Annotated in this window: 19 protein-coding genes and 2 tRNA genes; 18 read left to right on the plus strand and 3 right to left on the minus strand. The window is 57.1% G+C overall.

Going from position 1 to position 24,524, the window contains the following annotated elements; translation table 11 throughout:
• The first annotated feature begins 85 nt into the window (after nt 1–85).
• The 11 genes from O3S85_RS20780 to O3S85_RS20830 all read left to right on the plus strand — a co-directional run bounded on the left by O3S85_RS20780 (nt 86) and on the right by O3S85_RS20830 (nt 12,336).
• The gene (locus O3S85_RS20780; protein WP_269543132.1) at nt 86–712 is read left to right on the plus strand and encodes a peroxiredoxin; all 627 of its coding nucleotides are present in this window, start codon (nt 86–88) and stop codon (nt 710–712) included.
• A gap of 120 nt (nt 713–832) precedes the next feature.
• The gene (gene trxB / locus O3S85_RS20785) at nt 833–1,780 is read left to right on the plus strand and encodes a thioredoxin-disulfide reductase (RefSeq protein ID WP_269543133.1); all 948 of its coding nucleotides are present in this window, start codon (nt 833–835) and stop codon (nt 1,778–1,780) included.
• 117 nt (nt 1,781–1,897) lie between these two features.
• On the plus strand, nt 1,898–2,680 hold the full coding sequence (locus O3S85_RS20790) for a hypothetical protein (protein ID WP_269543134.1): 783 nt from the start codon (nt 1,898–1,900) through the stop codon (nt 2,678–2,680).
• 95 nt (nt 2,681–2,775) lie between these two features.
• On the plus strand, nt 2,776–3,111 hold the full coding sequence (gene cutA, locus O3S85_RS20795; RefSeq protein ID WP_269543135.1) for a divalent-cation tolerance protein CutA: 336 nt from the start codon (nt 2,776–2,778) through the stop codon (nt 3,109–3,111).
• Between the two features lie 82 nt (nt 3,112–3,193).
• A complete protein-coding gene (locus O3S85_RS20800) occupies nt 3,194–3,595 on the plus strand; it encodes a hypothetical protein (protein ID WP_269543136.1) in 402 nt (133 codons plus the stop codon).
• Nucleotides 3,596–3,829: 234 nt separating this feature from the next.
• On the plus strand, nt 3,830–4,513 hold the full coding sequence (locus tag O3S85_RS20805; protein ID WP_269543137.1) for a hypothetical protein: 684 nt from the start codon (nt 3,830–3,832) through the stop codon (nt 4,511–4,513).
• 84 nt (nt 4,514–4,597) lie between these two features.
• Nucleotides 4,598–5,458: a helix-turn-helix domain-containing protein gene (locus tag O3S85_RS20810; protein WP_269543138.1), complete on the plus strand. Its 861-nt coding sequence runs from the start codon at nt 4,598–4,600 to the stop codon at nt 5,456–5,458.
• 118 nt (nt 5,459–5,576) lie between these two features.
• Nucleotides 5,577–8,972: a LamG-like jellyroll fold domain-containing protein gene (locus O3S85_RS20815; protein ID WP_269543139.1), complete on the plus strand. Its 3,396-nt coding sequence runs from the start codon at nt 5,577–5,579 to the stop codon at nt 8,970–8,972.
• Between the two features lie 388 nt (nt 8,973–9,360).
• Nucleotides 9,361–9,435, plus strand: a tRNA-Arg gene (locus tag O3S85_RS20820).
• Between the two features lie 263 nt (nt 9,436–9,698).
• Nucleotides 9,699–11,642 carry a VIT and vWA domain-containing protein gene (locus O3S85_RS20825; protein ID WP_269543140.1) on the plus strand — a complete coding sequence of 648 codons (1,944 nt, stop codon included), beginning with the start codon at nt 9,699–9,701 and terminating at the stop codon, nt 11,640–11,642.
• A gap of 82 nt (nt 11,643–11,724) precedes the next feature.
• Nucleotides 11,725–12,336, plus strand: a complete 612-nt coding sequence (locus O3S85_RS20830) for a rhomboid family protein (RefSeq protein WP_269543141.1) — start codon at nt 11,725–11,727, stop codon at nt 12,334–12,336.
• Here the strand turns inward: O3S85_RS20830 and O3S85_RS20835 are convergent.
• Entirely contained in the window at nt 12,333–15,245 is a 2,913-nt protein-coding gene (locus tag O3S85_RS20835) for a right-handed parallel beta-helix repeat-containing protein (protein ID WP_269543142.1), read from the minus strand. The genes O3S85_RS20830 and O3S85_RS20835 overlap by 4 nt on opposite strands.
• 224 nt (nt 15,246–15,469) lie before the next feature.
• Here O3S85_RS20835 and O3S85_RS20840 point away from each other — a divergent pair, with 224 nt between their 5' ends.
• From O3S85_RS20840 to scpB, 3 genes are all read left to right on the plus strand, one after another.
• A complete protein-coding gene (locus O3S85_RS20840; RefSeq protein ID WP_269543143.1) occupies nt 15,470–16,600 on the plus strand; it encodes a zinc-dependent alcohol dehydrogenase family protein in 1,131 nt (376 codons plus the stop codon).
• A gap of 219 nt (nt 16,601–16,819) precedes the next feature.
• Nucleotides 16,820–16,895: transfer RNA gene (locus O3S85_RS20845), tRNA-Lys, on the plus strand.
• 66 nt (nt 16,896–16,961) lie between these two features.
• On the plus strand, nt 16,962–17,831 hold the full coding sequence (gene scpB, locus O3S85_RS20850) for an SMC-Scp complex subunit ScpB (RefSeq protein ID WP_269543144.1): 870 nt from the start codon (nt 16,962–16,964) through the stop codon (nt 17,829–17,831).
• A gap of 72 nt (nt 17,832–17,903) precedes the next feature.
• Here the strand turns inward: scpB and O3S85_RS20855 are convergent, their stop codons facing one another.
• Complete coding sequence (locus tag O3S85_RS20855) at nt 17,904–19,064, minus strand: serine hydrolase domain-containing protein (protein WP_269543145.1); 1,161 nt, start codon at nt 19,062–19,064, stop codon at nt 17,904–17,906.
• Nucleotides 19,065–19,184: 120 nt separating this feature from the next.
• On the opposite strand from O3S85_RS20855, the gene O3S85_RS20860 reads away from it, so the two are divergent.
• Nucleotides 19,185–19,715: a hypothetical protein gene (locus tag O3S85_RS20860; protein WP_269543146.1), complete on the plus strand. Its 531-nt coding sequence runs from the start codon at nt 19,185–19,187 to the stop codon at nt 19,713–19,715.
• 90 nt (nt 19,716–19,805) lie between these two features.
• Nucleotides 19,806–22,517, plus strand: coding sequence for a heparinase II/III domain-containing protein (locus tag O3S85_RS20865; RefSeq protein ID WP_269543147.1), 2,712 nt, complete (start codon nt 19,806–19,808; stop codon nt 22,515–22,517).
• Between the two features lie 244 nt (nt 22,518–22,761).
• Here the strand turns inward: O3S85_RS20865 and O3S85_RS20870 are convergent, their stop codons facing one another.
• Nucleotides 22,762–23,394 (minus strand): MBL fold metallo-hydrolase, encoded by a 633-nt coding sequence (locus O3S85_RS20870; RefSeq protein WP_269543148.1) that lies wholly within the window; start codon nt 23,392–23,394, stop codon nt 22,762–22,764.
• 108 nt (nt 23,395–23,502) lie between these two features.
• Between O3S85_RS20870 and O3S85_RS20875 the strand changes: the two genes are divergently transcribed.
• A complete protein-coding gene (locus tag O3S85_RS20875; protein WP_269543149.1) occupies nt 23,503–23,949 on the plus strand; it encodes a hypothetical protein in 447 nt (148 codons plus the stop codon).
• A 93-nt stretch (nt 23,950–24,042) separates the two neighbouring features.
• On the plus strand, nt 24,043–24,522 hold the full coding sequence (locus O3S85_RS20880; RefSeq protein WP_269543150.1) for a hypothetical protein: 480 nt from the start codon (nt 24,043–24,045) through the stop codon (nt 24,520–24,522).
• Nucleotides 24,523–24,524: the final 2 nt, after the last annotated feature.

The following is a 24,524-nucleotide window of genomic DNA, read 5'->3' on the forward strand; positions in this document are numbered from 1 at the left end:
TTATAAGTGTCCGCAGTCAGGGGCTGGGCTGGGCTTTGCCTGGCTCCCGCGACTACGAGAAATAAGCAATCAAACTATCTGTATCATGCCCGTATTAGTCGGTAAGAAAGCACCTAATTTTAACGCAAAGGCAGTTGTTAACGGCCAGATCGTCGACAGCTACACGCTGGACCAGCTCCTCGGTAAGAAATACGTGGTTCTGTTCTTCTACCCGAAGGACTTCACCTTCGTCTGCCCGACCGAGATCATCGCCTTCCAGGAATACCTGTCTGAGTTCCACGGCCGCGACACCGAAGTCGTCGGCGTGTCGACGGACACCGAGTTCAGCCACTGGGCCTGGGTCAACACCCCCCGCAAGGACGGCGGCATTCAGGGTGTCAAATACCCGCTCGTGGCCGACACCAACAAGACCATCGCCTCCGCCTACGACGTCCTTACCGGCGAGTATGACATCGACGTCGAGGGTAACCTCGTCGCCTCCGGCGAGCTCGTGGCCTACCGCGGCCTGTTCCTGATCGACAAGGAAGGCGTCGTCCGCCACCAAGTGGTTAACGATCTGCCACTCGGCCGCTCCATCAAGGAAGCCCTGCGCATGGTCGACGCGTTGCAGCACTTCGAGCAGCACGGCGAAGTTTGCCCAATCAACTGGGAAAAGGGTGCCGAGGCCATGACGCCGTCCCACGAAGGCGTGTCGTCTTTCCTCAGCAAGTAAAGCTTGATTTAAACCCGGCCGGGGCGGATAAATGCCGCCCCGGCTTTGATTCCCGGCATTGGCCGACCAACTGTCGCCTGCGCTGGCAAAATCCGCATTCATTCTTAGCTTTAACACATCATGGAAAACGTAATCATCCTGGGCACCGGCTGCGCCGGCCTAACTTCCGCAATTTACACCGCGCGCGCCAATCTGGAGCCTTTGCTCCTGGAAGGCTCCCAGCCCGGCGGCCAGTTGACGACCACCTCCGAGGTGGAGAATTTCCCCGGCTTTCCGGAAGGCATTGATGGCTTCATGCTCATGGACAGCATGCGCAAGCAGGCCACCCGCTTTGGTGCCCGTTTCGCGCAGGACCTCATCAAGACGATCGAAATCGAAGACGGCGTTAAGGTCCTCACCGCCGAGAGTGGCAAGGTTTACAAGGCCCGCACGGTCATCATCGCCACCGGCGCGCGTCCGCGTCTGCTAAACATTCCCGGCGAACAGGAAATGTGGGGCGGCAAAGGCGTTACCACGTGCGCCACGTGCGACGGCGCCTTCTACCGCAACATGGACGTCGTCGTAGTCGGCGGCGGCGACACCGCTTGCGAAGAAGCGCTCTTTTTGACCCGTTTTGCGTCAAAGGTTCACTTGCTACATCGCCGCGATGAGCTGCGTGCCTCCAAAGTCATGGCCGACCGCACCCTCGCCAACGAAAAGATTCAGGCGCACTGGGACACCGTTGCCGAAGAAGTGTTGGCCGACGATTCCGGCATGATGAAGGGCGTCCGCGTCAAAAACATCAAGACCGGTGAAGTCTCCGAGATCGACGCCAAGGGCTTCTTTATCGCTATTGGCCACATCCCGAACACCAGCTTCGCTGCAGGCATTCTCAAGCTCGACGAAGAAGGCTACATCGTCTCCAATCACGAGAGCGGCGTCCGCACCGAAGTCGAGGGCCTTTACGTCGCTGGCGACTGCTCGGACCACGTTTACCGCCAGGCCATCACCGCAGCCGGCATGGGCTGCCGCGCCGCGATCGAGGCCGAACGCTGGCTCGCCGAACAACCCGAGCTCGCCGAAGCGTAAACCACACCATCACAAAATCTTTTCGAAGCGCCGGTCGTTGCTGGCGCTTTTTTGTGGCTATCTTAATGGCAACATCAACATTGACCTAGAATAGCATAACTGGATACATTTCACATCATGAACCACTTAAACGGCAAAATTCTCGCCTACCTCGCGATCGCTTTTATTCAGTTCCTCTTCCAGCCACTGCATGCTGGTTCAATGGATGACTGGGTTACCGGTACCATTGATTTAACTGGAGCAGACAGCACTGAGAAATTCTACCCCGTATATTTTGAATTGGAAAAGCATGCAACTAATGATGAACCACTTCACTCGATTACCATTTTCCGCAGTAATGTGCACGAGGATTCACTGTGGGCTGGCAGCTTGATTGCGCATTTTAAATTTCATCCAAACCGCTACGGCCATGGACCAACATTTGCTGAAAGTTTTATCATATCCCATAGAAATCAGTTTGTAGGAGATTTTGCAGCGACAAATCGCTTGGCAAATCATACTGCAGACCGCGATGGCGCAGGGATAGTCGTTTGGTTGAGAGGCGGCTATACATACCTTTACCGTACACCAACCGTTGTAATTAATGATTACACCATCTCAAACTCGGCAGAGTTCCTAGAGCTGAGACATGAATATAATAGCCAAACACAATCTATAATAAAGGGCGAATCCTTTGGCGTCATTGATGAAATTTCTCCCGAAATAACGAACAACGGCTATACCGGGCCAAGATCTGAATATTTAGTGGACTCATTATTCACTGTCTATGATGAACAAGGTAATATCGTATCCGAGGAGGTGTCAAATGTACCACAAGTCTATGGCACAGAAACGGTTGTCGATTCCATAAGGCTTAGAAAACCATCAGGAGATATTTCGATGGGTGTATTTGGCGAGTAACACAACAGCCATAGCCCCCAAAGCGCCGGTCGTTGCTGGCGCTTTTTTGTGGCTTACCCATGGACGCAGCCACCACGGTGAATTAACTTCATCACATGCGTAACGAACCCATCGCCATTGGCTGGAGCACCACGCCCAGCCGCCAACTCGCTGAAGACATCGGACGCTCGCTCGTCGAGCAGCGCCTCGTGGCCTGTGCGCAGATCACCGGGCCGGTGACGTCGATTTACCGCTGGCAAGGCGACATTTGCCAAGACGAAGAATACCGGCTCGTGCTGAAGTTTTCCGCCGCGCGCGAAAAGGAGGTCCACGCGGCTCTCGTCGCGCTGCACCCGTATGACACACCGCAGTGGATTGTTACGCTGGCCGACTCAGGCTCGGCGGATTACGTTGCCTGGGTCCACGAGAGCGGGCGCGAAGACTTGGCATAAACTATTTCACCGCCCTCTTCCCAGGTGAATCCGTCTTTGGCCAAACCTTGACCCCAGGCACCACGCTGGCCATAGTTCACCCATGCGCCACATCCTTACTTTTGCCACCATTGCGGCCGCTGCCGCCCTACTAACCGCCTGCAAAACCAAAGAAACAAGCACGCCCCCGCCTCCTGCCCAATTGGTTGGCGGCCCCTGCAGCTATGACGAAAAACCCGGCATAGCCACCGTTTCCGATGCTGATGCCGATCAAGTGCGCTTCCTCATCGATGGCAACATAACGCCCTACTCACGCCAGGATTTGCCCGACTTTGACTACGCAACCGGCGCGCAGTTTAAGGTGATCGAAAAGCGCATTACCAAGGGCACTTGCACGCCTTACATTCTAGACATCCTAGGCCCGGCCACCTCCGCAGACCTCGCCCTTCCGCCGCATCCGGCCTCCCGCGAGCCACGCTACACGCACCCGGACACATCCCTGTAAGCCACAGCGAGCACTCTTTGCCAGCGTCACTGCATCCGAGGTCGAGCGCTTCCGAGACCAAGAAATAAAAAAAAAGCAAGAGCGACTCCAGATGTAGGCAATGCCCGCATTTCCTTATCGAGAGGTGATCGAAGAGCTTGGCAGATATATGGCTTTATCTGGCCGAAAAGTGAATATAACTAAAGGGCGCTCTGTGCTAGGATGATGGGAACATCAAACCCCATCACCCCTAAAATGAAATCATTCAAAAAATACCAAGCCCTCGCCTTAGCCTTTGGAACCGCGTCCTTTGCCAGCGCCACTGTCATTGTCGAAGACTGGCAATTCAATACACCCGGCGATAATGAAGGCTGGACGGCCAATGCGTTCACCGTGGCGAACCTCCATGTCGGTCCGGCTGTCAGCGGTTCGGAAACCGTTCTGACCAGCGATAACCTTCAAAACCAGGCGGATCCCAAAATATTCTTTCCCAATGAAGTGATTGCCCTGCCCGTCGGCAGTACTGGCTGGGATCAGTTGGTTATCCGTATTCGTCAAATTGGCGATGATGGCGTTACACCGGTCGCCTTCAACAATGTAGGCTCTTTTGCAATGCTGGGCACGACACCCTGGGGCACTCTGGAGTTCATCGATGGCGACACGGGTGATGGCGACCTGGTCCCCGTGACCCAGGTAACGGAAAGCGACGAGTGGAATATCTTTACCTACGACCTTTCCGAATACACCAGCGGCAGCATCAGCGGTGGCCCGCGGCTAGATCCCATCCAGGGCAATGATATCGGTGGCGGTGTCATCCAAGGCAATTTTGAAATCGACTACGTGACGTTGACGGCAAATTCGATTCCTGAGCCCGGCCAAACCAGCCTGTTGATTGGCGCGGCCTTGCTTGGGTGGATGGCCTATCGCCGCCGGATGTAAAAACGCTTCCCGGGTGCATTGCTCGTCCGTTGATGGTCAGCTAATGACTTGCAGTCACCAAGCGATCCCCATAAATTTATCGGCATGCGCGACATATTGATCGAGCAACAGCGTTACTTTCGCAAAGCAGGCGCAAGCATCGCGGTCAGCCGGGAAATTCGGCAGTGCCCGATGCCTCCACATCGGCATGAGTTTCGCGAGCTCGTCATCATACTATCGGGTGAATGCATCCATAATTACAACGGCAAGCGTTTCCGCATCGGTCGCGGACATGTGCTCTTTATCGACGAAGAGTCCTACCACGCCTACGAAGAGCCCAACTGCCTCAACCTGATCAACATTCTGATCAACACCGAGGCAATTCTGCGAATGGAGCGCGACTTGGTCGAACTTCCAGGTTACGCAGTTCTATTCAATAACAAAAGGCATAGTCTTTGCGGCGAACGTTGCTTGGATGACAAGCATCTCGAGAAAGTGTTAAACTGGATTGACTGCATCGATGATGAAATTGGCGACCCCGACAACTTCGCTGGCTTCATCGTGATGGAGGCATACCTGACGCTGATTCTTTCGTTGATCCTGCGCTACATCACCAAGGAAACGACGACTCCTCAGGAAAAGAATAAGTTCAACGCAACCATCAGTTGGATGGACGCCAACATACATTTACCGCACACCGTCCCGGAATTGGCGCAACGGGCCAGCATGTCTGAACGCAACTTCTATCGTAAGTTTCGAAGCGTTTATGAGATGAGTCCGACCCAATACATTCTCCGGGCGCGCGTACAGCGCGCCAGCATGCTGCTGCACCACGAAGACCTTAGCTGCGAAGAAGTGGCACAACGATGCGGATTTAATCACACCGGGTATTTCTCCACGTGTTTTTACAATCATTTCGGAGCGACCCCTTCCAAATTCAGACAGGCTCTAGCCTGCTCGGCGTAAACTAATTTTCACGCTCATTCCCTCGGGCTGAATAGTGAAAACTATTGGCGCAATTGCCACGGATAAAAATGGCGGCATGGGGATACTATTTTGATGAATCACTTGAACTCCCATGATCATGCCTTTATCCCACACCCCTTACTGTCAGTTGTGGAAATCAGTCCTCATTGCATCTCTGACGCTATATCCACTGGCCCTGAGCCAATTGCATGCAGCGACCTATCATGTTGACGCCATCAATGGCAGCGACGCTAGCGGGGATGGCAGCGCAGCAGCGCCATACGCCTCTCTATCTCCTGTTTACCTCCAGCTCTCCAGTGGCGACCAGGTATTCCTCTACGACGGCAATTATGGAGCATTGGAATACCATAATCAAAGTGCGGACATCTTTAACGACTGGGTGACGATTCAGGCCGCCGAAGGACATAGACCCGAGTTGGATCACATAAGCTTCCATTCTTCGAATCCAGGGCCTGACCGCACGGGATCCTTCAATGCATACCTGCGCGTTATTGGGTGCGACATCGTCGGCACAAGCCGAGACCAGGCAGTCTCGATTACGAGCGCGCGCTATGTTGAAATTGATCAATGCCGCCTGGAAGTGCATGGCCCCTGGACTGGTTCTGAGAACAACATCGAGAAGACTGCATTCTACGTTCGCTACGGCAGCCACATCACCCTCTCCAATAGCGAGATTACCAGAACCGGAACCGGTGTAAGCGCGCAGGGGCGCAACATCCAAATTCTCTACAATCATATTCACGACATTACCCACGACGGCATTCGGGCAACTGGACTGGAGGATTCCCTTATCGAGGGCAACCATATCCATGGGCTCGACGATGGCGTCGATGACAATCAGGCCTCATGGAGCAAGCATTGCGACGCCATTCATATCTTTATCGCCGGAGGAGGCTCGGCCGACTCGCTCATACCGAACGTAAACCTGATCGTGCGCGGCAATATTATACATGACATCGAGGCGCAAAGCGTGCAGTTCAACAACTACTTCCGTTTCCCCGAAGTGCACAACGCCAACATCACTTTTGAAAACAACATCTTTGGCCCGGTTAATTCAGTATTCGTTTTCAATGACGCCGAGCCAGTTGATGGCCTCACGATCCGCAACAACAGCTTTTTATATATTCCCGGCGGCACGAGCTATGTCAGCCCGAATAACGAAACTCACCGCACACTGATCTCCGATAATCATGGCCTTCGGGTCACGGACCAAACCACCGATTTGCAGGTCTACAATAACATCCTGCCCTACGGTGCGATGCCTACTGACACTGCCGACGTATTCGCCAATAATGTCATCTTCAATGCGCCATCAGAAAACATCTATGTCGGCGATCAGTCCAACATCGCCACGCCGGAAGAACAATTCGTCAATCCATTGGCTTTTGATGGTGCCTTGCGCAACACCAGTTGGGCAATAGACCGCGCATCGACAACCTTACCAATACATCCAACCGACATCCATGGCGTTACTCGAAATACCCCTGCAGAAGCGGGTGCCAGCGAATTCTTTGTCACAGAGATCCAGCCGATTGTTGGTATCGCGCGTTGGGACTTCGATAACAATTCCCTGGATAGTTCAGGCAATAATTTGAATAGCTCGCTGCAGGGCAATGCGTCTTATACGACAGACAGAATTTCCGGCACACACGCCTTGGAGCTCGATGGCTCAGGTGACTTTGCCGTGATTCCCAATCATACCAGCCTGCAAATTACGGGTGACCTAACCCTGGCAGCGCACATCAAGCCGACAAGCACGGGAATGCATCAAAACATTCTCGCGAAATCTTTCAACGACGGCTACCGGCTTCGCGTCACCAATAACGGGAAGTTGCAATTAATATTGGGCATTCCTGACAGCGGTCCGGGGCAGGTAGTCGGAGCAACGTCACTATCCTCGGTCACCTATGGCGCTTGGCAACATGTAGCTTGCACAGTTTCCTTTAACGGTAGCAGCGCTGAAGTGCGGTTTTACATCAATGGAGTTCACGACTCGACCATCCCCTTGAGTCTGAGTGGCATTGAAGCAGGTAATGGCGATCTGTATATCGGTAGCGGCAATGCCGCCATCGAATCATTCACTGGGCTGATCGACAATGCGATGATCTTTGATTACTCACTGAGCAGTCAGGATATTCAAACGATATACACGAACCACTCACTGCCAACCGACCCGGTGGATGGCAATACCCCGCCGACCATCGAACCAATGAGCAGTTTGATCGTAAACGTTGGCGCGTCGCTGCAGCTACGCGTCAGCGCGGAAGACCGCGACGGGGAACTCATGACCATGTCAGCGGGAATCCTGCCTGAATTCATTCAATTTACTGACCACCACAACGGACGTGCTGACTTCGAGATGACTCCTCAACTTGCCGACATTGGGGATTATCGAATCCTCTTGTCTGTCAGTGACGGGGAGGAAACTTCCTACGCCCAAATCCCCGTTCGTGTTCAAGCGCCTCGCGCCGTGGGCTACTGGACATTCAATGGCGACATGCTGGATCATTCCGGCTGGGGTCACCCCACGCAAGCATCTGGCGGCGCTTCACTGAGCACCGATGCCCCGGTTGGCAGCCACGCTCTCGCGCTCAACGGCGATGACCAGCATCTGGTAATCGATGACGCGCCTGTTTTGCGGATCACTGGTGACATGACTCTTGCCGCCTATATCAAAACCACGACTTCCGGGCAGTCACAGAACATCATCGCCAAAAGTTTTAACGACGGCTATCGTTTACGGCTTTCTGGCGCTAATCAGCCGCAACTGATCTTGGGTGCCGGAGCGTCAGTTATCGGCATCAGTTCCGAGTCTACGATTCCCGTTGGGCAGTGGCGCCATATCGCGGTCACCATCACGTTTGAAGGATCTGTCGGAACCGCGCGCTTTTACATTGATGGGCAATTGAGCGACACAGAGAGTTTCAACGCTTCTGGCATTGAGGCGGGCAATGGGGCTCTGGTGATTGGCGCCGCGTCCCCAACAAACACAGAGTCATTCGAAGGACTCATCGACCAAGTGCGGATTGAAAACCGGGCGCTCAGCGCCGCCGAAATTGAAAACATCATCCCGCACAATGCATATTCCCTCATTGAAGACACCGATAACGATGGCGTAGCGAATATCTATGATTATGCATTCAACGGCGATCCCGCCGCCGGCCGACACGTAGCGTTTCGCCAATTCAGTGAGCAGATTCTGCCATCGGAGAATGGTCCCACTCTGTCGATGACGTTTCCGGTTCGCGCCGACGGCATCTACCTCGGCGATGGCGTCAGCCCGGAAATACTCGTCGACGGCATAACTTATCGAATCCATGGCGACACGGATTTGTCGCCGCCCTACGATCTTCCGGTGATGGAAGTTAGCCCGGCTATAACCAATGGCCTGCCTTCGCTGGTGCCCGAGTACGAATACCGCACGTTTCGCCTGGCTCCGCTCTCCGGTGAAATTACCAGGGGATTCATGACGGTGGAAGTGCTCGAGCAATAGCATGCCCAATGGCCGAATAGTGGAATAACTTGGCGCTAATCATTTCGCACCAGGTATCGGTCCATTCGCTGAATTTCACTTTCGACCGGCCATCGCTGAAATCCAGCTGCTCTACATCCTTTCGGAGTCACGCAAACGACGGGCCGCCAGCCTCCGATCTTTGGCTTTCAGGGACCTGCGGATTTGCTTGCCGTGATTTTTAACCAACGCATAGTAAATGCCCGATATTTCGTGACGATGCAGGCATTCAGCAATCTTTAGGAAAATGAATTAACCCGATTTTCTGAGCTCAGGCACGCCCTGAAATCAATCGGGCTGCACTTTCAGGTTGCCATAGCCAATTTTCGCCATCGAAGTATTTATATAACCAGCTGATATAGATAGGTTTGTCCCCATAGTTCAATGGATAGAACCGCGGTTTCCTAAACCGTTAATCCGAGTTCGAGTCTCGGTGGGGGCACCATTTTTTCTCGGGCCGCGACTTCGTAAGCTTTGCTTCTTCATTTCAACTAGTAGCTAGCTGACAATTTATGCCAACTGATTCAGGAAGCATACATATAATGTCAATTTGCCGCAAAAACAAAACGCGGATAAAAAAGCATTAGCTATTGCAGCACAATCACTTAGGATCAACATACTACACATTGGCATGGACAATGGAGCTTCACGGTTCCTATGAAAACATTCCGCAGATTCCTTGTCATACTTTCCGCTGTGTGCAGTGCCATGGTTGCACAGGCCGCAGGGGTATTAACACCGGTTAACAGTCAACATCAACCCTTGGAGATCCGCTCGCACGAAGTGCAGGTAGTCATCAACAACGGGTTTGCCCAGACACTGGTTACCCAGACTTTCTACAACCCCAACCCGGTCGATCTGGAGGCCATCTACGCTTTCCCGGTTCCCGAGGATGCCTCGCTGGCGGAGATGCGCATGCGCTCCGGCGAAACCACACTGGAAGGCGAAGTCATTCCCAAGCTGGAGGCAGACCGCATTTACGAAGAGGAGAAAAATGCCGGCAACAACGCGGGCAAAGCCGAAAAGCAGAGCTACCAGCGCTTTGAATTTCGCGTCTCCCCCGTCCGAGCCAACGCCGAGGCACGCATGGAGTTCGTCTACTATCAGCCGGTGACGATGGACCACAACGTCGGCCGCTACCTTTACCCGCTTGAGGAAGGCGGCACCGATGAGCTGGCCGAGTCCTTCTGGACCCGTAATGAGAAGGTAACCGGTAGCTTTGCCGCCACCGTGGAAATCCGCTCCGCCTACCCATTGGAAGACCTTCGCGCACCGGGCTTTAATAACCAGTTCATCGACCACGGCAACGGCCACTACCAGTGGCAGTATTCCACTGACCAGGGAACGACGCTGAATCAGGACCTCGTTATTTATTATCGCTTGCCCGAAGACTTGCCGGGGCGTGTAGACCTTCTCACTCACCGTGCGCCGGGTGCCGCAGAAGGCACGTTTATGATGATCGTCACGCCCGGCGTGGACCTGCAACCGCTGAGCAACGGTGCCGACTACTGCTTCGTGCTCGACACTTCCGGCTCCATGCAAGGCAAGATCGCCATGCTCGCCGATGGCGTGGAGCGCGCCTTGGGCAAGCTCAGCGACCGCGACCGATTCCGCATCGTGACCTTCAGCGACAGCAGCCGCAACCTCACTCGCGACTGGGTCCCCGCCACCACGGAAAACGTCCAGCAATACATTGCCCAAGTTAAAACGCTCCAGCCGGGCGGCAGCACCAATCTCTACGCCGGTGTCCAGGCAGGCATGCGCAATCTCGATGACGACCGCGCCACGAACTTCATCCTCGTGACCGACGCGGTGGCCAATCAGGGCATCGTGGAGCCAGCCAAGTTTGATGCGCTCATGCGCCAACAGGACATCCGCTTCTTCGGTTTTCTCCTGGGCAACAGCGCCAACTGGCCACTCATGCGCACCATTTGCGAGGCGACCGACGGCCAGTATGACTCCATCTCCAACGCTGACGACATCTTCGGGAAAATCCTGCTCGCCAAAGATCGCATCACCACCGAGGCCCTGCTCGATGTCGACTTCAAGATCAGCGGCGTGCGCACCAGCGACGTTTCCCGCAACGCACACCGCAAGCTCTACCGCGGACAGCAGCTCGTCCTGCTCGGCCGCTACGAGGGAGACGGCCAGGCTGAAATCAAACTGACCGCCAGAAAATCCGAAGGCGAGAAAACGTATCGCACCACGGTAAACTTCCCGCAAACCGACGAGACTTATCCCGAGCTGGAACGCATCTGGGCAATGACGCGCGTGCAAGACTTCGAGCGCCAGAAAAACCTGGGCAAACTTCCCGCAAGCGAAGCATCCACGATGATTCAAGACATCGGCGTGCAGTACCAAATCGTGACTGACGAAACGTCGATGCTCGTGCTCGATGACGCGACCTTTGCCAAGCACGGCATCGATCGCAAAAACCAGCAGCGCATGCAGGCGGAGCACGCCGCCCAAGCCCAGCGCCAAGCCTCACCGGCTAAGGTTGTTCGCGCCGACAGCGAGAGCCCCATGTTCACCTTGCCCACGCCACGAATCGGCGGCGGCGGTGGAGGCGGTGCCTTCGAGGGCCCGGTCGCTGCGCTCTTGGTGGCGTTCGCCGGTTGGTTTTACGCGGCCAATCGTCGCAAAGAAAAGTAGCCAGACATGCCCGGGGGGTCGCGTCGAAAGAGCGGCCTTCCGGGCTCCTTTGCACTCAGAAAATCGCTAACTGATACCGACCATGCCAGCCATAATCCTCACGCTGATCGCGGTTCTCATCTACGCTTCGCCCACGCTAACCGAGGCCCTCCAATGGACGCGTGGCGATGACGCCATCTCTTCACTGTGGACCGCCCACCTCACACACTGGACCTCAGGCCATCTGCTTTGGGACGCGGTGATGTTTGCCGTGTTTGGCCTTATCGCGACGCGTGTCTTTGGGCTACGGCTCCTGGCCACATTCTTCATTGCCGCACCGGTGATCGCGCTCGGCGTCGCCCACTGGGCACCGGAGTTGACGAGTTATCGCGGGCTCAGTGGCATCGATACGCTGCTGGTTGTCTTCGTATCCCTGAAGATACTTTGCGATGCAAAGCAAGCGCGCTCTATTCGCGTCGCCGCAATCACACTACTACTCGGACTGGCGGGCAAAACGCTGTTTGAAGCCATGACCCACGGCGCGCTCTTCGCTGGTGACCTCGGGCCCGGCGTGACAACCGTCCCCCTCGCCCACTTAATTGGAGGCACGATTGGCGCTGCGTTAGCGTTGCTGCCGACGCCATTGGTCCGCATGAAAAAGTCCCCGCCGCAGCGGGGACTTTGCATTGCAAAGCAGTGTGGTGACGGTGGTTAAGGTGCGAAGGTAACTACGTCGACGCGGAAGTCGTCGTAGTGGACCTTTTGATGGACGTTGGTGTTCTCCGTGTGGATGCCGATACCGCCTGCGGTAAAGGTCGACAAGGCCGTGGAGTCCGTGTCGGTGTAGGAGAAGTCAACGGAGCTATCGATATCCGCATCGACCTCGATCGTGATGCCGCTGCCGCTCTGACGCACGGAGACCAAGTAGTCGCGCGAGCCACTGTGCGGGAGCTCAATATCGGAATCCGTCGCGAGGACGGTTTCCACGCCGCCGAGTCGGCGGATCAGCCGACCGTTGTCGCGACTGATGTCGATCCAGTAGCAGTTGTCCTCATCGATGGTCAGCACGGTGACACCGGAGCCAATTGTGATGTAGGCGTTGAAAGCGGTGAACTGTAGGTCGTATTCCTGCCAGTCGTCGCCTTGCTCGGAGATAAGCCACGCGTTCTTGGTCTGCCCACTGACGCCGTTGGGCTCATAGAGCGCCTGGCGGCTCAGGTGGGTGCTCATTTGCACGTAGGGTTTGAACGTGTCGTAACCACTTGGGCGATACCAACTGAGGCCCTGCGTCGCGGTGGTGTTCAGCCAGTCGTCAACGTCGTTGTAATGGCCGTCCTCGAAGTCATCGACAAAGATGGTTTTCGTGTCGTTGACAATGGTTGGCGTTGGCTCGGCGGAAGGTGAATTGCCCGGCTCTTCCCAGGCACCGATGTCAGGGCGCAGGTCGATCAAGGTGCCGGCCAAATCTTCACCCGGCAAAGCGCTCGGCGCGAAGGCCAGTGTGCCAGCGTTGATGGACGGACTGGTTGACTGCAAAGCCCCATCAAAATCCGCCGCATTGACGAGTTCGTAGTCTACACCGATTTGCGTAAAGCGGCCAAAGGCACGCTTGTCATCGACGCCGGATGGCAGCGGGTTGGGCGTTTCTTGCAGGATATTCCAGTCGAACAAGTCCACTTGTGCATTCGCGTCGATGCTGATGCGGGCGAGGTTGTTATTGTAAATTTCCACGCCGGTCGAAGCGCCGATGCGGACGCTATGGTTATCCATCGGCCACTGGGTACCGTGCAAGCCAAAGGTGCGCCCGCTGGGAATGTAGGCCACCGTGTTGTGGCGGAAGATGAGGTTGTCCACGCCGTCGGCATTGTTGAAAAGGTTAGCCTGCGTCGGGCCGAAAACGTTGTATTCGAAGGTGATGTTTTTGTTCCGCAAACCGGAGGCGTAGTAGTTATTGAACTGCACGCCCTGCGCCTCGGAATCGAAGAGCACGTTGTAGCGGAAGGTCACGCCGTTGTTCTCCATGCCAGGATTACCGGGGCCGGGGATGAAGATGTGAATGAGGTCACAGTGCCGAGACCAAGTGGGCTCCTGAGCATCGGTGACGCCGTCATCGAAGCGACAGATGATGTTGTCTTCGACGAGCGCATTCCACCAGCCGATCACGCGGATGCCATCATGCGTGCCGTCGTGGATGTAGTTACCGCGCACCAGGATATCGTGGCCGCGACCGGAGATCGCCGTGCCGGTGTTGGTAATCTCGCAGCCTTCGATAGTGATGTCCGTACCGTTGCGGAAACTGACGGCGGTCTTTTCAATATTGGCCACACTTCCGGTCCACGGACCAAAGCGCTCGACGAGACAGTTGTAAAGTCCCCAATGCTTGCCGCCATCGCATTGCCAGCCGTCACGCAAGATGAGGCCTTCGAGGCGAATGTAGGCGTTGTAACCACCCGTCTGGTCGGATGGACCCGCAGGCCCGGCAACCGTGAAGTTATCCAACTCGGGCGAAGCGCCGGGAGCGGCTTTAATCGTTACCCAGTCGCTAAAAATGTCGCCACCTTCGTTTAGGAAAATGTCGCCATAGGAGCCGTCGCGCAAGGCCACGGTTTCACCACCGGTCACGACATTGTCGAGAACATGTTGCAGCGTCTCGTAAGGGTTGCCGCTGGAGCCGTCGCCCGTCGTGTCATCGCCGCTGTTGGCATCGACATAGATTGCCGTTTCCACGGAGTTCGCCGCCGCGGCGTAGATGACCGCCTCGCGAGTTTGCCAGTTGTCGCTGTCGTGAATGGCGATGGTGAAGCCAATCAGCTCTTTGGTGTCATCGAGCGGGAGGGGATCTTCAAAAGTCCACATGGTCGCCGTGCCCGGGCGGATGAGCGAGTAGTTGCTCGTCTGGCTCCAGTATTCGCTCATGGTCAGCGCGGCAACGATGTCAGGGTTGTCCGGCGTACCGCCGCTGTTGGGCTCGGGGAAGCCGCTCTCGCTGGTGGTCTTTGGTGTGCCGGGGGACTCGTAAATCAGCTCAGAGTCAACGCCGCCCGCGCCGTCATCGTAGTCCGCGTAAATGTAAACTTTGCGGTCGTTGCCGGAGACGAGGAAATTGCAGCTGTCGTAAAAACCTTGTTGCGCAACGGGCAAGTCCATTGAGGCAATGGCCAGCGGGTTGCCCGTACTGCCGGTGTGCGGACGATAAACGCGGACCGCGTTGGACGCGATCGGCTGGCTGGGCGTCACGCCGACGGAAGGCTGGACGAAGCCGCCCACAGGCTCGGCATCGAGCTCTGTGCTCAGTTGAAATGTGCCGTAGCCGGTGGTCAGCGCACCACTAGCGGGCAACCCGGAGGTCGTCTGGTCGTCCCAGGCGTAGGTTCGGCTGCTGCCCGTGCCCGGGGAGTGCTCATCGAAGACTTGGTGGACCAGACGGCCGCCGAGATTCCAGTCGCCAGGCGGGTCGTAGAGGAAGGCGTGATCGGCCTCGGCCTCAGAGATGTAGGCATCGTAGTTAAAGCCAACAGTAAGATCGAGCGCGATCACGTCGGCTGAGGCAGTGCTCGCGCAAAGCGCCGCCAGTGCTGCGCAGAGCCCGGACATGCGCCCAGGCAGGGAGGTAAATCGAAGCATAGTTCGGTAGGGGTTGGGATTGGGAGAAGGGGGGGATAACAGAACGGCTGACCAATCGGACAACCGGATTACATAACTTGTTTGTTATATGTTAGGTGAATGTCAACCACGCAGATCAGATTAATGTAAATTCCAGCGAGTGGATAAATGAAAGCGCCTATGCCGTTAGAATCTGCTGCTTATTAGTTTGCCCGCAGGCGCACATGGGACACATGCTAAACGGCATGAAAACCCGCGCCGCTGTTCTCCACTCCATGGAACACGCGATGCCCTACCGGGACTCGCTACCCCTCAAAATTGAAACGCTCGAGCTTGAAGCCCCTGACGCTGGCGAGGTGTTGGTCAAGGTCGCCGCAGCGAGCCTTTGCCACTCCGACCTGTCGGTGATCAATGGCTCGCGCCCGCGCGTGATGCCTATGGTAATGGGGCACGAGGCCAGCGGCGTCGTGCAGGAAGTCGGCGCAAACGTGAAGGGCTTTGCCCCGGGCGACCACGTGGTGTTCTCCTACTTTCCGGCCTGCGGCTGCTGCGCGCACTGCGGCTCAGGTCGCGCCGTATTGTGTGAAGACGGCGCGGCGGCCAACGGTGCCGGGACACTGCTCAACGGCGCGCGCAAATTTACCAACGGCGACGGCGAACGCCTGAACCACCACCTCGGCGTATCCGGCTTTAGCGAATACACTGTCGCCGTACCGGAATCCCTAGTGAAGATCGACCCGGAGCTGCCCCTGGAGATCGCAGCGATGTTCGGCTGTGCGGTGCTGACCGGCGTTGGTGCCGTGGTCAACACCGCGAAGGCCGAGCCAGGCAAAAGCGTTGCCGTATTCGGTCTTGGCGGGGTGGGCCTAAGCGCCGTGATGGGTGCCCGGGCAGTCGGCGCGTACCCGATTGTCGCGGTGGACCCCCTGGACGCCAAGCTGGAGCTAGCGAGGCAGGCCGGCGCGACGCACGTCGTCAACGCGCTGGCCGACAACGCCATTGAGGCCGTGCGTGAGATTACCAAAGGCGGGGCCGCGGTCGCGCTGGAGGCAGTCGGCAGCGTCAAGGTGTTGGAAAACGCCTACGCTGCCACGGCGCGAGGCGGGAAAACGGTGTCCATCGGCCTGCCCCACCCCAGCCAGCAGCTGAGCATTTCCGCACTGTCGCTGGTTGCTGAGGAACGGATTCTAATGGGCTCCTACATGGGCTCGGCAGTGCCCAAGCGCGACGTGCCCCGCTTCATCGCGATGTATCAGAATGGCATCTTGCCCGTCAATCAGCTACAATCGAAGCGTATTCGACTGGACGACATCAATGCGGCCTTCGACGACCTGCACCACGGCAAGGAAGTGCGGCAGGTGATTGTCTTCGAATGAATGACCGAACAACGGGGGCTCAACTTCCCCGCGAATCCCAAAAAAATTCGCCGGGCAGTAATTTCCATCCGCAATTCTCGTCTTAAAGGCCTGCAGCACAACCGCCTGATAGAGGATTTCAAAGATTGCCCGGATTGGGAAATTTTGACTTGCGCTCGCGCGCAATCGGGCCCTTTTTAGTCAACTTTACACTGGTTCCAGTGTTACGAAACACAGCTTGGGCCGATAGCTCAATCGGTAGAGCAGTTGCCTTTTAAGCAATTGGTTCTGGGTTCAAGTCCCAGTCGGCCCACCACTTTTCCTCCCCGCAGGCTTGGGCTTGAACTTCGACGCCGTTTGCGTCTGAATGCGCGTTTCACCCATGGTCTTCAATCTAAAGAAAATCCTGCGCGCGCTGTTACTGTCGACCTCCGAACCGCTGTCCATTCGCGACATTCAAGCGGTCATAACCCGCTACCACCAGCAGGCCTCGGACGACCCCGAAGAGCAGCCACCCTCGCCGCCGCCCGGCTCCCGCCCACCGTTTGAGCCCGAGCAGAGCGAGCTGAACGACATCATGGAGCAGGTGCCGACGCTCCTTACCGCCACGCAAATTCGTGACGCGATGGACGCCATTTCCGCCGAGCTGATCGAAAAGCGCGAAGTTTACCGCGTCATCCAGGGCCCAGCGGGCTACCGTATCACGACGTCGCCCGAGTTTGCCGACTGGGTGCGCCTCCTGCGCAATGAAGCCCGCCCGATGCGGCTCTCCCAAGCTGCCATGGAGACCATGGCCATCGTCGCCTACCGCCAACCCGTTACCCGCGCCGAGCTGGAGGCGATTCGCGGCGTCTCGGCCGACGGTGCGATCAACCGCCTGCTGGAGCACGAGCTGGTCGTGGTAACCGGTCGCGCCGATCTGCCCGGCCGCCCGATTCAATACGGCACGACGGATAAATTTCTCGAGTTCATCGGCATCCAGTCGATTGAAGAACTGCCTGCTAGCGACGTGCTGTCGCCAAACCAGATCACGGAATGGATTCGCCAGGCAACGCAGGGCGACCAGGAAATTACTGATCAGGACGTCGGTCTGCCCGCCGAAGACTCCCAGCCTGAACTGCCCGTGGACGACGGCAGCTTCGATGCCGAGCCGGACCCTGCCCCAATTGCGGACGAAGCCAACGTCGACGTCGAAAACGAGGAAGACGAAAGCGAAGCAGACAAGCACGCGGAAGGTAATCAAAGCCTCTGAGCCGGGCCGCCCGACACTAGTCCTATTGAGTCGCTGCCATCGCTGGTGCGGTCGGCATAGCCGGGGCCCAAGCTAATCCACGATCGCCTGGTAAACGAGGCGCTTATAGACATCCATCACGCCGGTGGGCACCTCGGCGCGAATCTGGATCATAATCATCACGACCATTTCCTCTTCCGGGTTCATCCAGACTTGCGTGCCCGCCGCACCGCCCCAGCCAAAGTCGCCCAGCGAACTGAGGCAGCGTGAACGCGCGACATCCGTCACGACCGAAACGCCTAGGCCAAAGCGGAAACACTGCGTGCCGATTTGCAGATCCGGATGCCCCTCGGGCAGATGATCAAGCGTCATCAGCTCCACGCTCTTTCGGCCAAGCAAACGCACACCATCGAGCTCGCCCTTGCGCAGAAGCATCGTCGCAAAACGCAGGTAATCCCGCGTGCTGGAGATCAGGCCGCCGGCCGCGCTGAAGAATTTCTTGGGTCGCACAAAAAGGCTATCCGGCTCGTTGCCATTGATCGGCGTCAACGAGCCGTCCTTGGCGTAGCGGTAACAGGTGGCTAGGCGCTCGCGCTTTTCCTCGGGCACGTCGAAAGCAGTGTCGGTCATTTCGAGGGGTTCGAAAATGCGATCGTGCAGGAAGCGGTCAAAGGTCTGCTCGCTGACAATCTCCACAATGCGCGCCAAGACGTCGGTCTGGTAACCGTAGATCCACTTTTCACCCGGGTGTGCGATCAGCGGACGGGCACCGATCTCTTCCGCAAAGCTGGCCAGTGTGCGGTCAGAGCCAATCAACTCCTCAAGATTGTAATCGTTTGGCAGGCCACCGGTGTGGCGTAGCAGATCGTAGATCGTAGTCGGGCGATCAGCATCGACGAGGTCGCCATTTTTCAGCTTCACTTTCTGGTCGGCGAAGGCTGGAATGTATTTACTAACGGGATCGTTGAGGTCGATCAGGCCCTCCTCATACACAATCAGCGCGGCAACCGAGGTGATGATCTTCGTCATCGAATAAATGCGAAACAGCGTGTCGTCGCGCATGGGGATTTGCTGCTCGCGGTCGGCATAGCCCTGAATATTGAAGTGGCAAAGCTGGTCGCGACGAGTCACCAGCGTGACCGCGCCCACCAGTTTGCCATCGGCGATATGGCGGGCGATGTGGGCGTCCGCGCGTTGCAGACGCTGGGAGCAAAGACCCAGAGTTTCAGGGATAGCGCTTTTCGGTTCAGACATGTCGTGGGGGTGTTGCCCAACACATTCCCCCGCGCAGAGAAGGATCGTCAAGCGCTAAACCCGATCCGGCACCGCTAAAAACATTTGCCGCGAGAGGCTGTCATTCCAAGAGTCACGAACATGCGCAAACGCCTTTCCACCGACGCCGTCATCGTGCTGAGCATCGTTATCTTCGTGGCCTTCATGGGCATCACGAAGTTTCGGAGGAGCGTCTTCACCGAGGAAAGCATCGGCCAGCAAACCCGTTATGACAAAGACAACGGCGGCCTGGCCTACCTCATGGCCATGGCCGATGGGCAACTGACCTTCGCGGTCCTCGTCACCGCCGACAACTACCACCTCACCGACTTTTTTGAGAAGTGGGGGCAGGACGAAAATGGCAACCCGACCTTTAGCGGCTACGTCCGCTTTCAAGACATGGACACCCTGCAAAAGCACTACGTCCCAATCAAGCAGCGTGGGGAGATCATCCTTGTCGAGCCGGGCGGCGTGCTGACTCCGGCCCCAGGCGCGTTTCTGCTACCAGCGGAGGCCACCGATCTGCACCGCGGCAAGTTCGACCTCGCACGCTACCCGCAGTTGGCCGAGATCAATGCCTACTACGAGACGTCCGCCAGCGCCGAAACGGTGAACGAAAAGCAAATGCCCTAACTCAATAGGCCAAAGCCCTACATTGCGCTTTACAGGGGTTAACTCCCGGAATCTAATGTGATATATTAAGGAAAATTCACCATTACCCCCATGAGCTTCCCTCTGCTGCTAAAGACGACTTTGCGGTGCGTGTTGGGCGTCGCGACGCTTAGCGCACTTGTCGCCAGCCTGTCCGCGCAATCCGTGCCGACCACTGATCCTACAATCGACCCAGCCAACTACGCGCCCTTCAACGACGCATTGTTGGGCGAGCATCCGCGCCTGCTTTTCACCGAGGCCGAGCTAGCGCAGTTGCAGATCGATGTCACCGCCGAGCCGCTGTTCACCCACTACAACAAGTTGCTGGGCTATCTGGGTGCATCACAAGTGCCCAGCAGTTCGAACTTCCGATACGACGCGACCGAGGCGCAGCGGCAGGGGCTTTGGCGGATGCCCACCGTGGCCATGCACTACGCGCTGACCGGCAATACGACCTCCCGAGATCGCACCGTGGCCTACATGGAGTGGCTCAACGGCTACACCGACTGGGAAAACGGCGGCGAAAAAAACTCCGGCATGGCCGCGGCCAACATGATGGTCGGTGCCGCCATCTGCTACGACATCATGCATGACTACCTGAGCGTGGCGGACCCGAGCTTTCTCGAAGAATTTCGCCAGAAGATTTTTTACCACGCCCGCGCGATGTACCACCTCGGCCACCTGGGCGGACAGGGTGGCTACTGGCAGGTAGACCCGCAGAATAACCACCGCTGGCACCGCAACGCCGGGCTCGCCCTGTGCATGCTGGCCGCCTACGAAGGCAACCCCGAGGAGGAATGGATGCTGCGCGAAGTGTTTAACGAGCTGGCTTTCGTCGCCGAATACCTACCCGACGACGGCACCTCCCACGAATCACCGAGCTACATGGTCTTTGGTGGCGCACACCTAACCCTCGCGCTCGAAGCCGCTGATAACTGCTTCGGCACAAGCTACCTCGATATTCCGTTTTACCAAAACGCGGCGCGCTTTCACGTGAATAATTTCGCGCCGGGCTTTAGGCATTTCTTCATGTATGGCGACGGCGGGGACAGCCTCGGCGGATACGGCCAATACAATATGATCTCCGCCGCGCGCCACGGCGAGGACGACCTACTGGCCGCGATCGACCACCTAAATAGCGTCAACTACGGCTCTTATGAATTCGGCTGGATGGGTATCATTTGGCGGGGCACCAGCCAGCCCGGCGGCGATTATCATGACCTGCCTTTGGTGCAGCATTTTGAAGATCTCGGCCTCACCTACATGCGCGAGGGCTGGGACAAGGGCGATGCGGCAGCGATGTTTATGTGCGCCGTGCTCGGCGGCTATCGCCTCAACGACTACCGCAACGACGTCATTAATGGCGGCTATATAAACGTCGCCCACGACGATCCCAATGCGAACAGTTTTGTCCTGTTTAAAGACGATGAATGGGTCGCCGAGACCGACCGCTACTCCTACAATAAACGCTCCTCCAACCACAACACGATCCTCGTCGACGGTGTCGGCCAACGCCCACAGGGCCGCAACGAGGGCCTGCAATACAGCCAACCCGGCACCGGCGGCCAGGACATGACTACCCTGGCTCACATCACGTGGGAGGAGGATAATGGCGACGTCGTCATTACCGAAGGCGAGGCCCAGGGCTGGTATCGCGGCGCGCTCTCGCGCTACCGCCGCTCATTCATTTGGAAGACGGGCGACTATGTGCTCGTGCTCGATGACATTCGTGCCAACCAAGACCGCGAAATCGACTGGCTCATCCAGTCGGGCAGCGTCACGACCCGCAGTGAGCCGAACCTCGAGTTCACGCTCGTCAAGGGCAATGTCAGTTGCCAGTTCGACGTCGACGCCACCGAGTCCCTTTCCGTCGCAAAGGTGACTTCCACCGCCGACAACCGCAACACCGTCCTCGGCTTTCAGCAGCTCCAGCTAACCGCCGCCGCCACGCAAAACCTGCAAATTGCGAGCGTTTACGATCTGTGGGACCACGGCAGCCTCACCGTCAACATCAGCAACCAAACCGCAACCGGGGCCACGATTTCCGTAACCGGCAACGGCGTCAATGATACGTGGGCTTGGACTTTTGCGCCCGACAACGAAACCCCGTCCACCATTGCCTTGGAACAGGCACCCACCGTCCACGAAGAGCCGGCAGGCGACCCGGTGGGCGTCAACGAGTCGGCCATACTGACCGTTGGTCGCGGTGGCCTCGGCCCGGCGATCTACCAATGGTATCAAGGCAACGTCGGCGACACCAGCACACCCGTTGGCGGCGATTCGCCCACGCTGACCACCGGCCCGCTCTCTGCGCCAACGACTTACTGGGTCCGCATCACTACAGCCTATGGCACGGCGGACAGTGCGGCATTTCAGGTGGATTTAACCAGCGGCTTCCTTCTGTGGGTGGAAAACGAGATCGCCAGTGGCCCCACCAGCGAAGGAGGCGATGCCGACCATGACGGCCTGGCCAATTTATTAGAATACGCCCTGGGCATGAGCCCGGCACAATCGGAAAACCGACGCCCGTCGATCAGCACGAGCAGCAACATGATTACGCTCGATTTTGAGGTGCCCGCATCCCCGCTCATGGACGTTCTTTACGAAATCCAGGTATCCACCAGCCTGACCGGCGACTGGTCCACCGTGCTGGCAAAATCTGCAGGTGGCGAGTGGACCGGTGATGCGAATTACGCAGAAGGCCCGCCTACTGACGGCCGCGTCCCCGTCTCCGTGGATCTGACTCCTGGCCAGTTTATCCGCTTGAAGGTAACACGGATCTGAGCGTTCCCGAAGCTGACTTGATGGCTCTCCCCGCCTAATTCTTACGAAGATCGCTGGAATCAGGCCGGGGTAACTGCCAGGGGGAGCTTTCACTCCCCCTGACATTCATGCAGTAACGCGTATTAGTATTAGTAGCGTCTATTATAGACGTAAGCCTCTATACATAAAAAAAATCTTTATCTACGCAAGACACGATAGTCACTCTAGGGTATATCCGAATATCATCTACCCCGACTGGCTCTAATCAAATCCTGACTAATGGATTCGTCTTTTTCTCGGTGCCAACGGTCGTTAGCGGACCATGGCCGGGGTAAATCACGGTCTCGTCCGGTAGCGTATATATCTGATCAACAAAAGTTTGCCGAAGCAGATCAGCGCTGCCGCCAGGTAAATCCGTCCGCCCGAAACCTCCGGCAAAAATTACATCGCCCACGAAGGCTGCGCCCTCATCGGCGAAATAGAAGGTCACATTGCCCGGGCAGTGGCCGGGCGTGTGGCGCACCTCAATCCGGCGGCCAAGAAGCTCAAGGGGCTGGCTGACATCGATCCAGTGATCCACCCCGGGTGCCTCAACTTGGCCCGGTAGGCCAAACATCTGCATCTGCTGGGGTAGATGGGCCAGCATCTCGCGATCGTCCGCATGGGCATAAACCGGCACGCCCTGGCGGTTAAACTCCGCCGCACCGAGCACGTGGTCGAAGTGGCCATGCGTCAGGAGGACGGCGGTCAGCGTCAGCCCGTCTCCATCAAGCCGCGGCGCGATCGTCTCCCAGGCGGTCAGCGGAGCGTCGATCAGGACGGCTTCACCGCGGTCGTGGTCGGTGAGCAGGTAGGCGTTGGTGCCGATGGGCGGAAGTTCGAAAACATCGATTTGCATGCCCGACCCCTACCGCAGATTTCGGCAACGGGAAATTTTTTTCGCCAAAAAATCGAATATCCGCCGCCAAACGATCGTTTAACCAGCGCAACACAAACCCAAACCATTATGAAAAGCATCCTGAAAACCAGCATCCTCTGCGCGCTGATCCTGAGCGTTGGCGCTATCTCCGCCCAAGCCCGTGGCGGCCATCAGCACAACGACGAAGCCCTCGCCGCACTCGGCGGATTCATTGGCGGCGTCATCCTCAGTGAATCCTTGCACGATCATCACCGCGAAACGGTCCACGTGCGCTACGAAAACCGCAAACAGTGCGACACCGGTTGGCGAGAGGGCCATTACCAAAACAGCGGCTGGCGTGACAAGGGTCACAACCGCTGTCGCGGCAACTGCGGCCACTGGAAAACCGTGAAGCGCCGCGTGTATGTGCCCGTCTCCTACACGTGGACGTATGACTCCTGCGGGGCCAAGATCCGCACCCGCACGGGAGGATATTTCAAAACAGTCTGCGAGCGCATCTGGATCGGCAAAAATTGCGGCAAGTGTCGCGGATAGTTTAAGCACCCAACTGACAATACCCCAAGGCGGGCGAAGGGAAATATCCTTTCGCCTCGCCTTTTTTCCCTGCAGCCAACTAACGTAACACTCATGAACGACGCCGACGCGCAACTGCTGATGCGCTTCTACGATGCGGAATGCACGCCCGCCGAAGAAGACGCAGCCGGCGAGCTGATCCGCAGTAATCCTACCGCGGCGGACTGGCTGGCGGAGCTCGCGGCGCAGCAGGAGCGCTGGGAAACCCTGCCCCCCGTGCTGAACGAGGTCGCCATTGAGGCCGATTGGCAGGCGCTCCGCCTCAAGCTAGCCAATGAGGGCGCGCAATTTAAAGGACGGGCCAAGCGCGAGCTCGCTTGGAGCAGCTACTGGACAGCGGGCGCGGCGGCGGTCGTATTTTTATTGGCGTCAATTACGGTTTTGCTGCCTCGCCACGAGCTCCCCACCACCGGAGTGACGCCCAATATCGTTGAATCCGTCGAGACCGACATCGAGGGCGCGACACCGATTATCTTTGTTGATCAGCAATCCGGCTGGTCGGTCGTCTGGGTCGATGAGCCAGCGCGGAGTTAAAG

It is taken from the genome of Cerasicoccus sp. TK19100 (assembly GCF_027257155.1).
Lineage (GTDB): Bacteria > Verrucomicrobiota > Verrucomicrobiia > Opitutales > Cerasicoccaceae > Cerasicoccus > Cerasicoccus fimbriatus.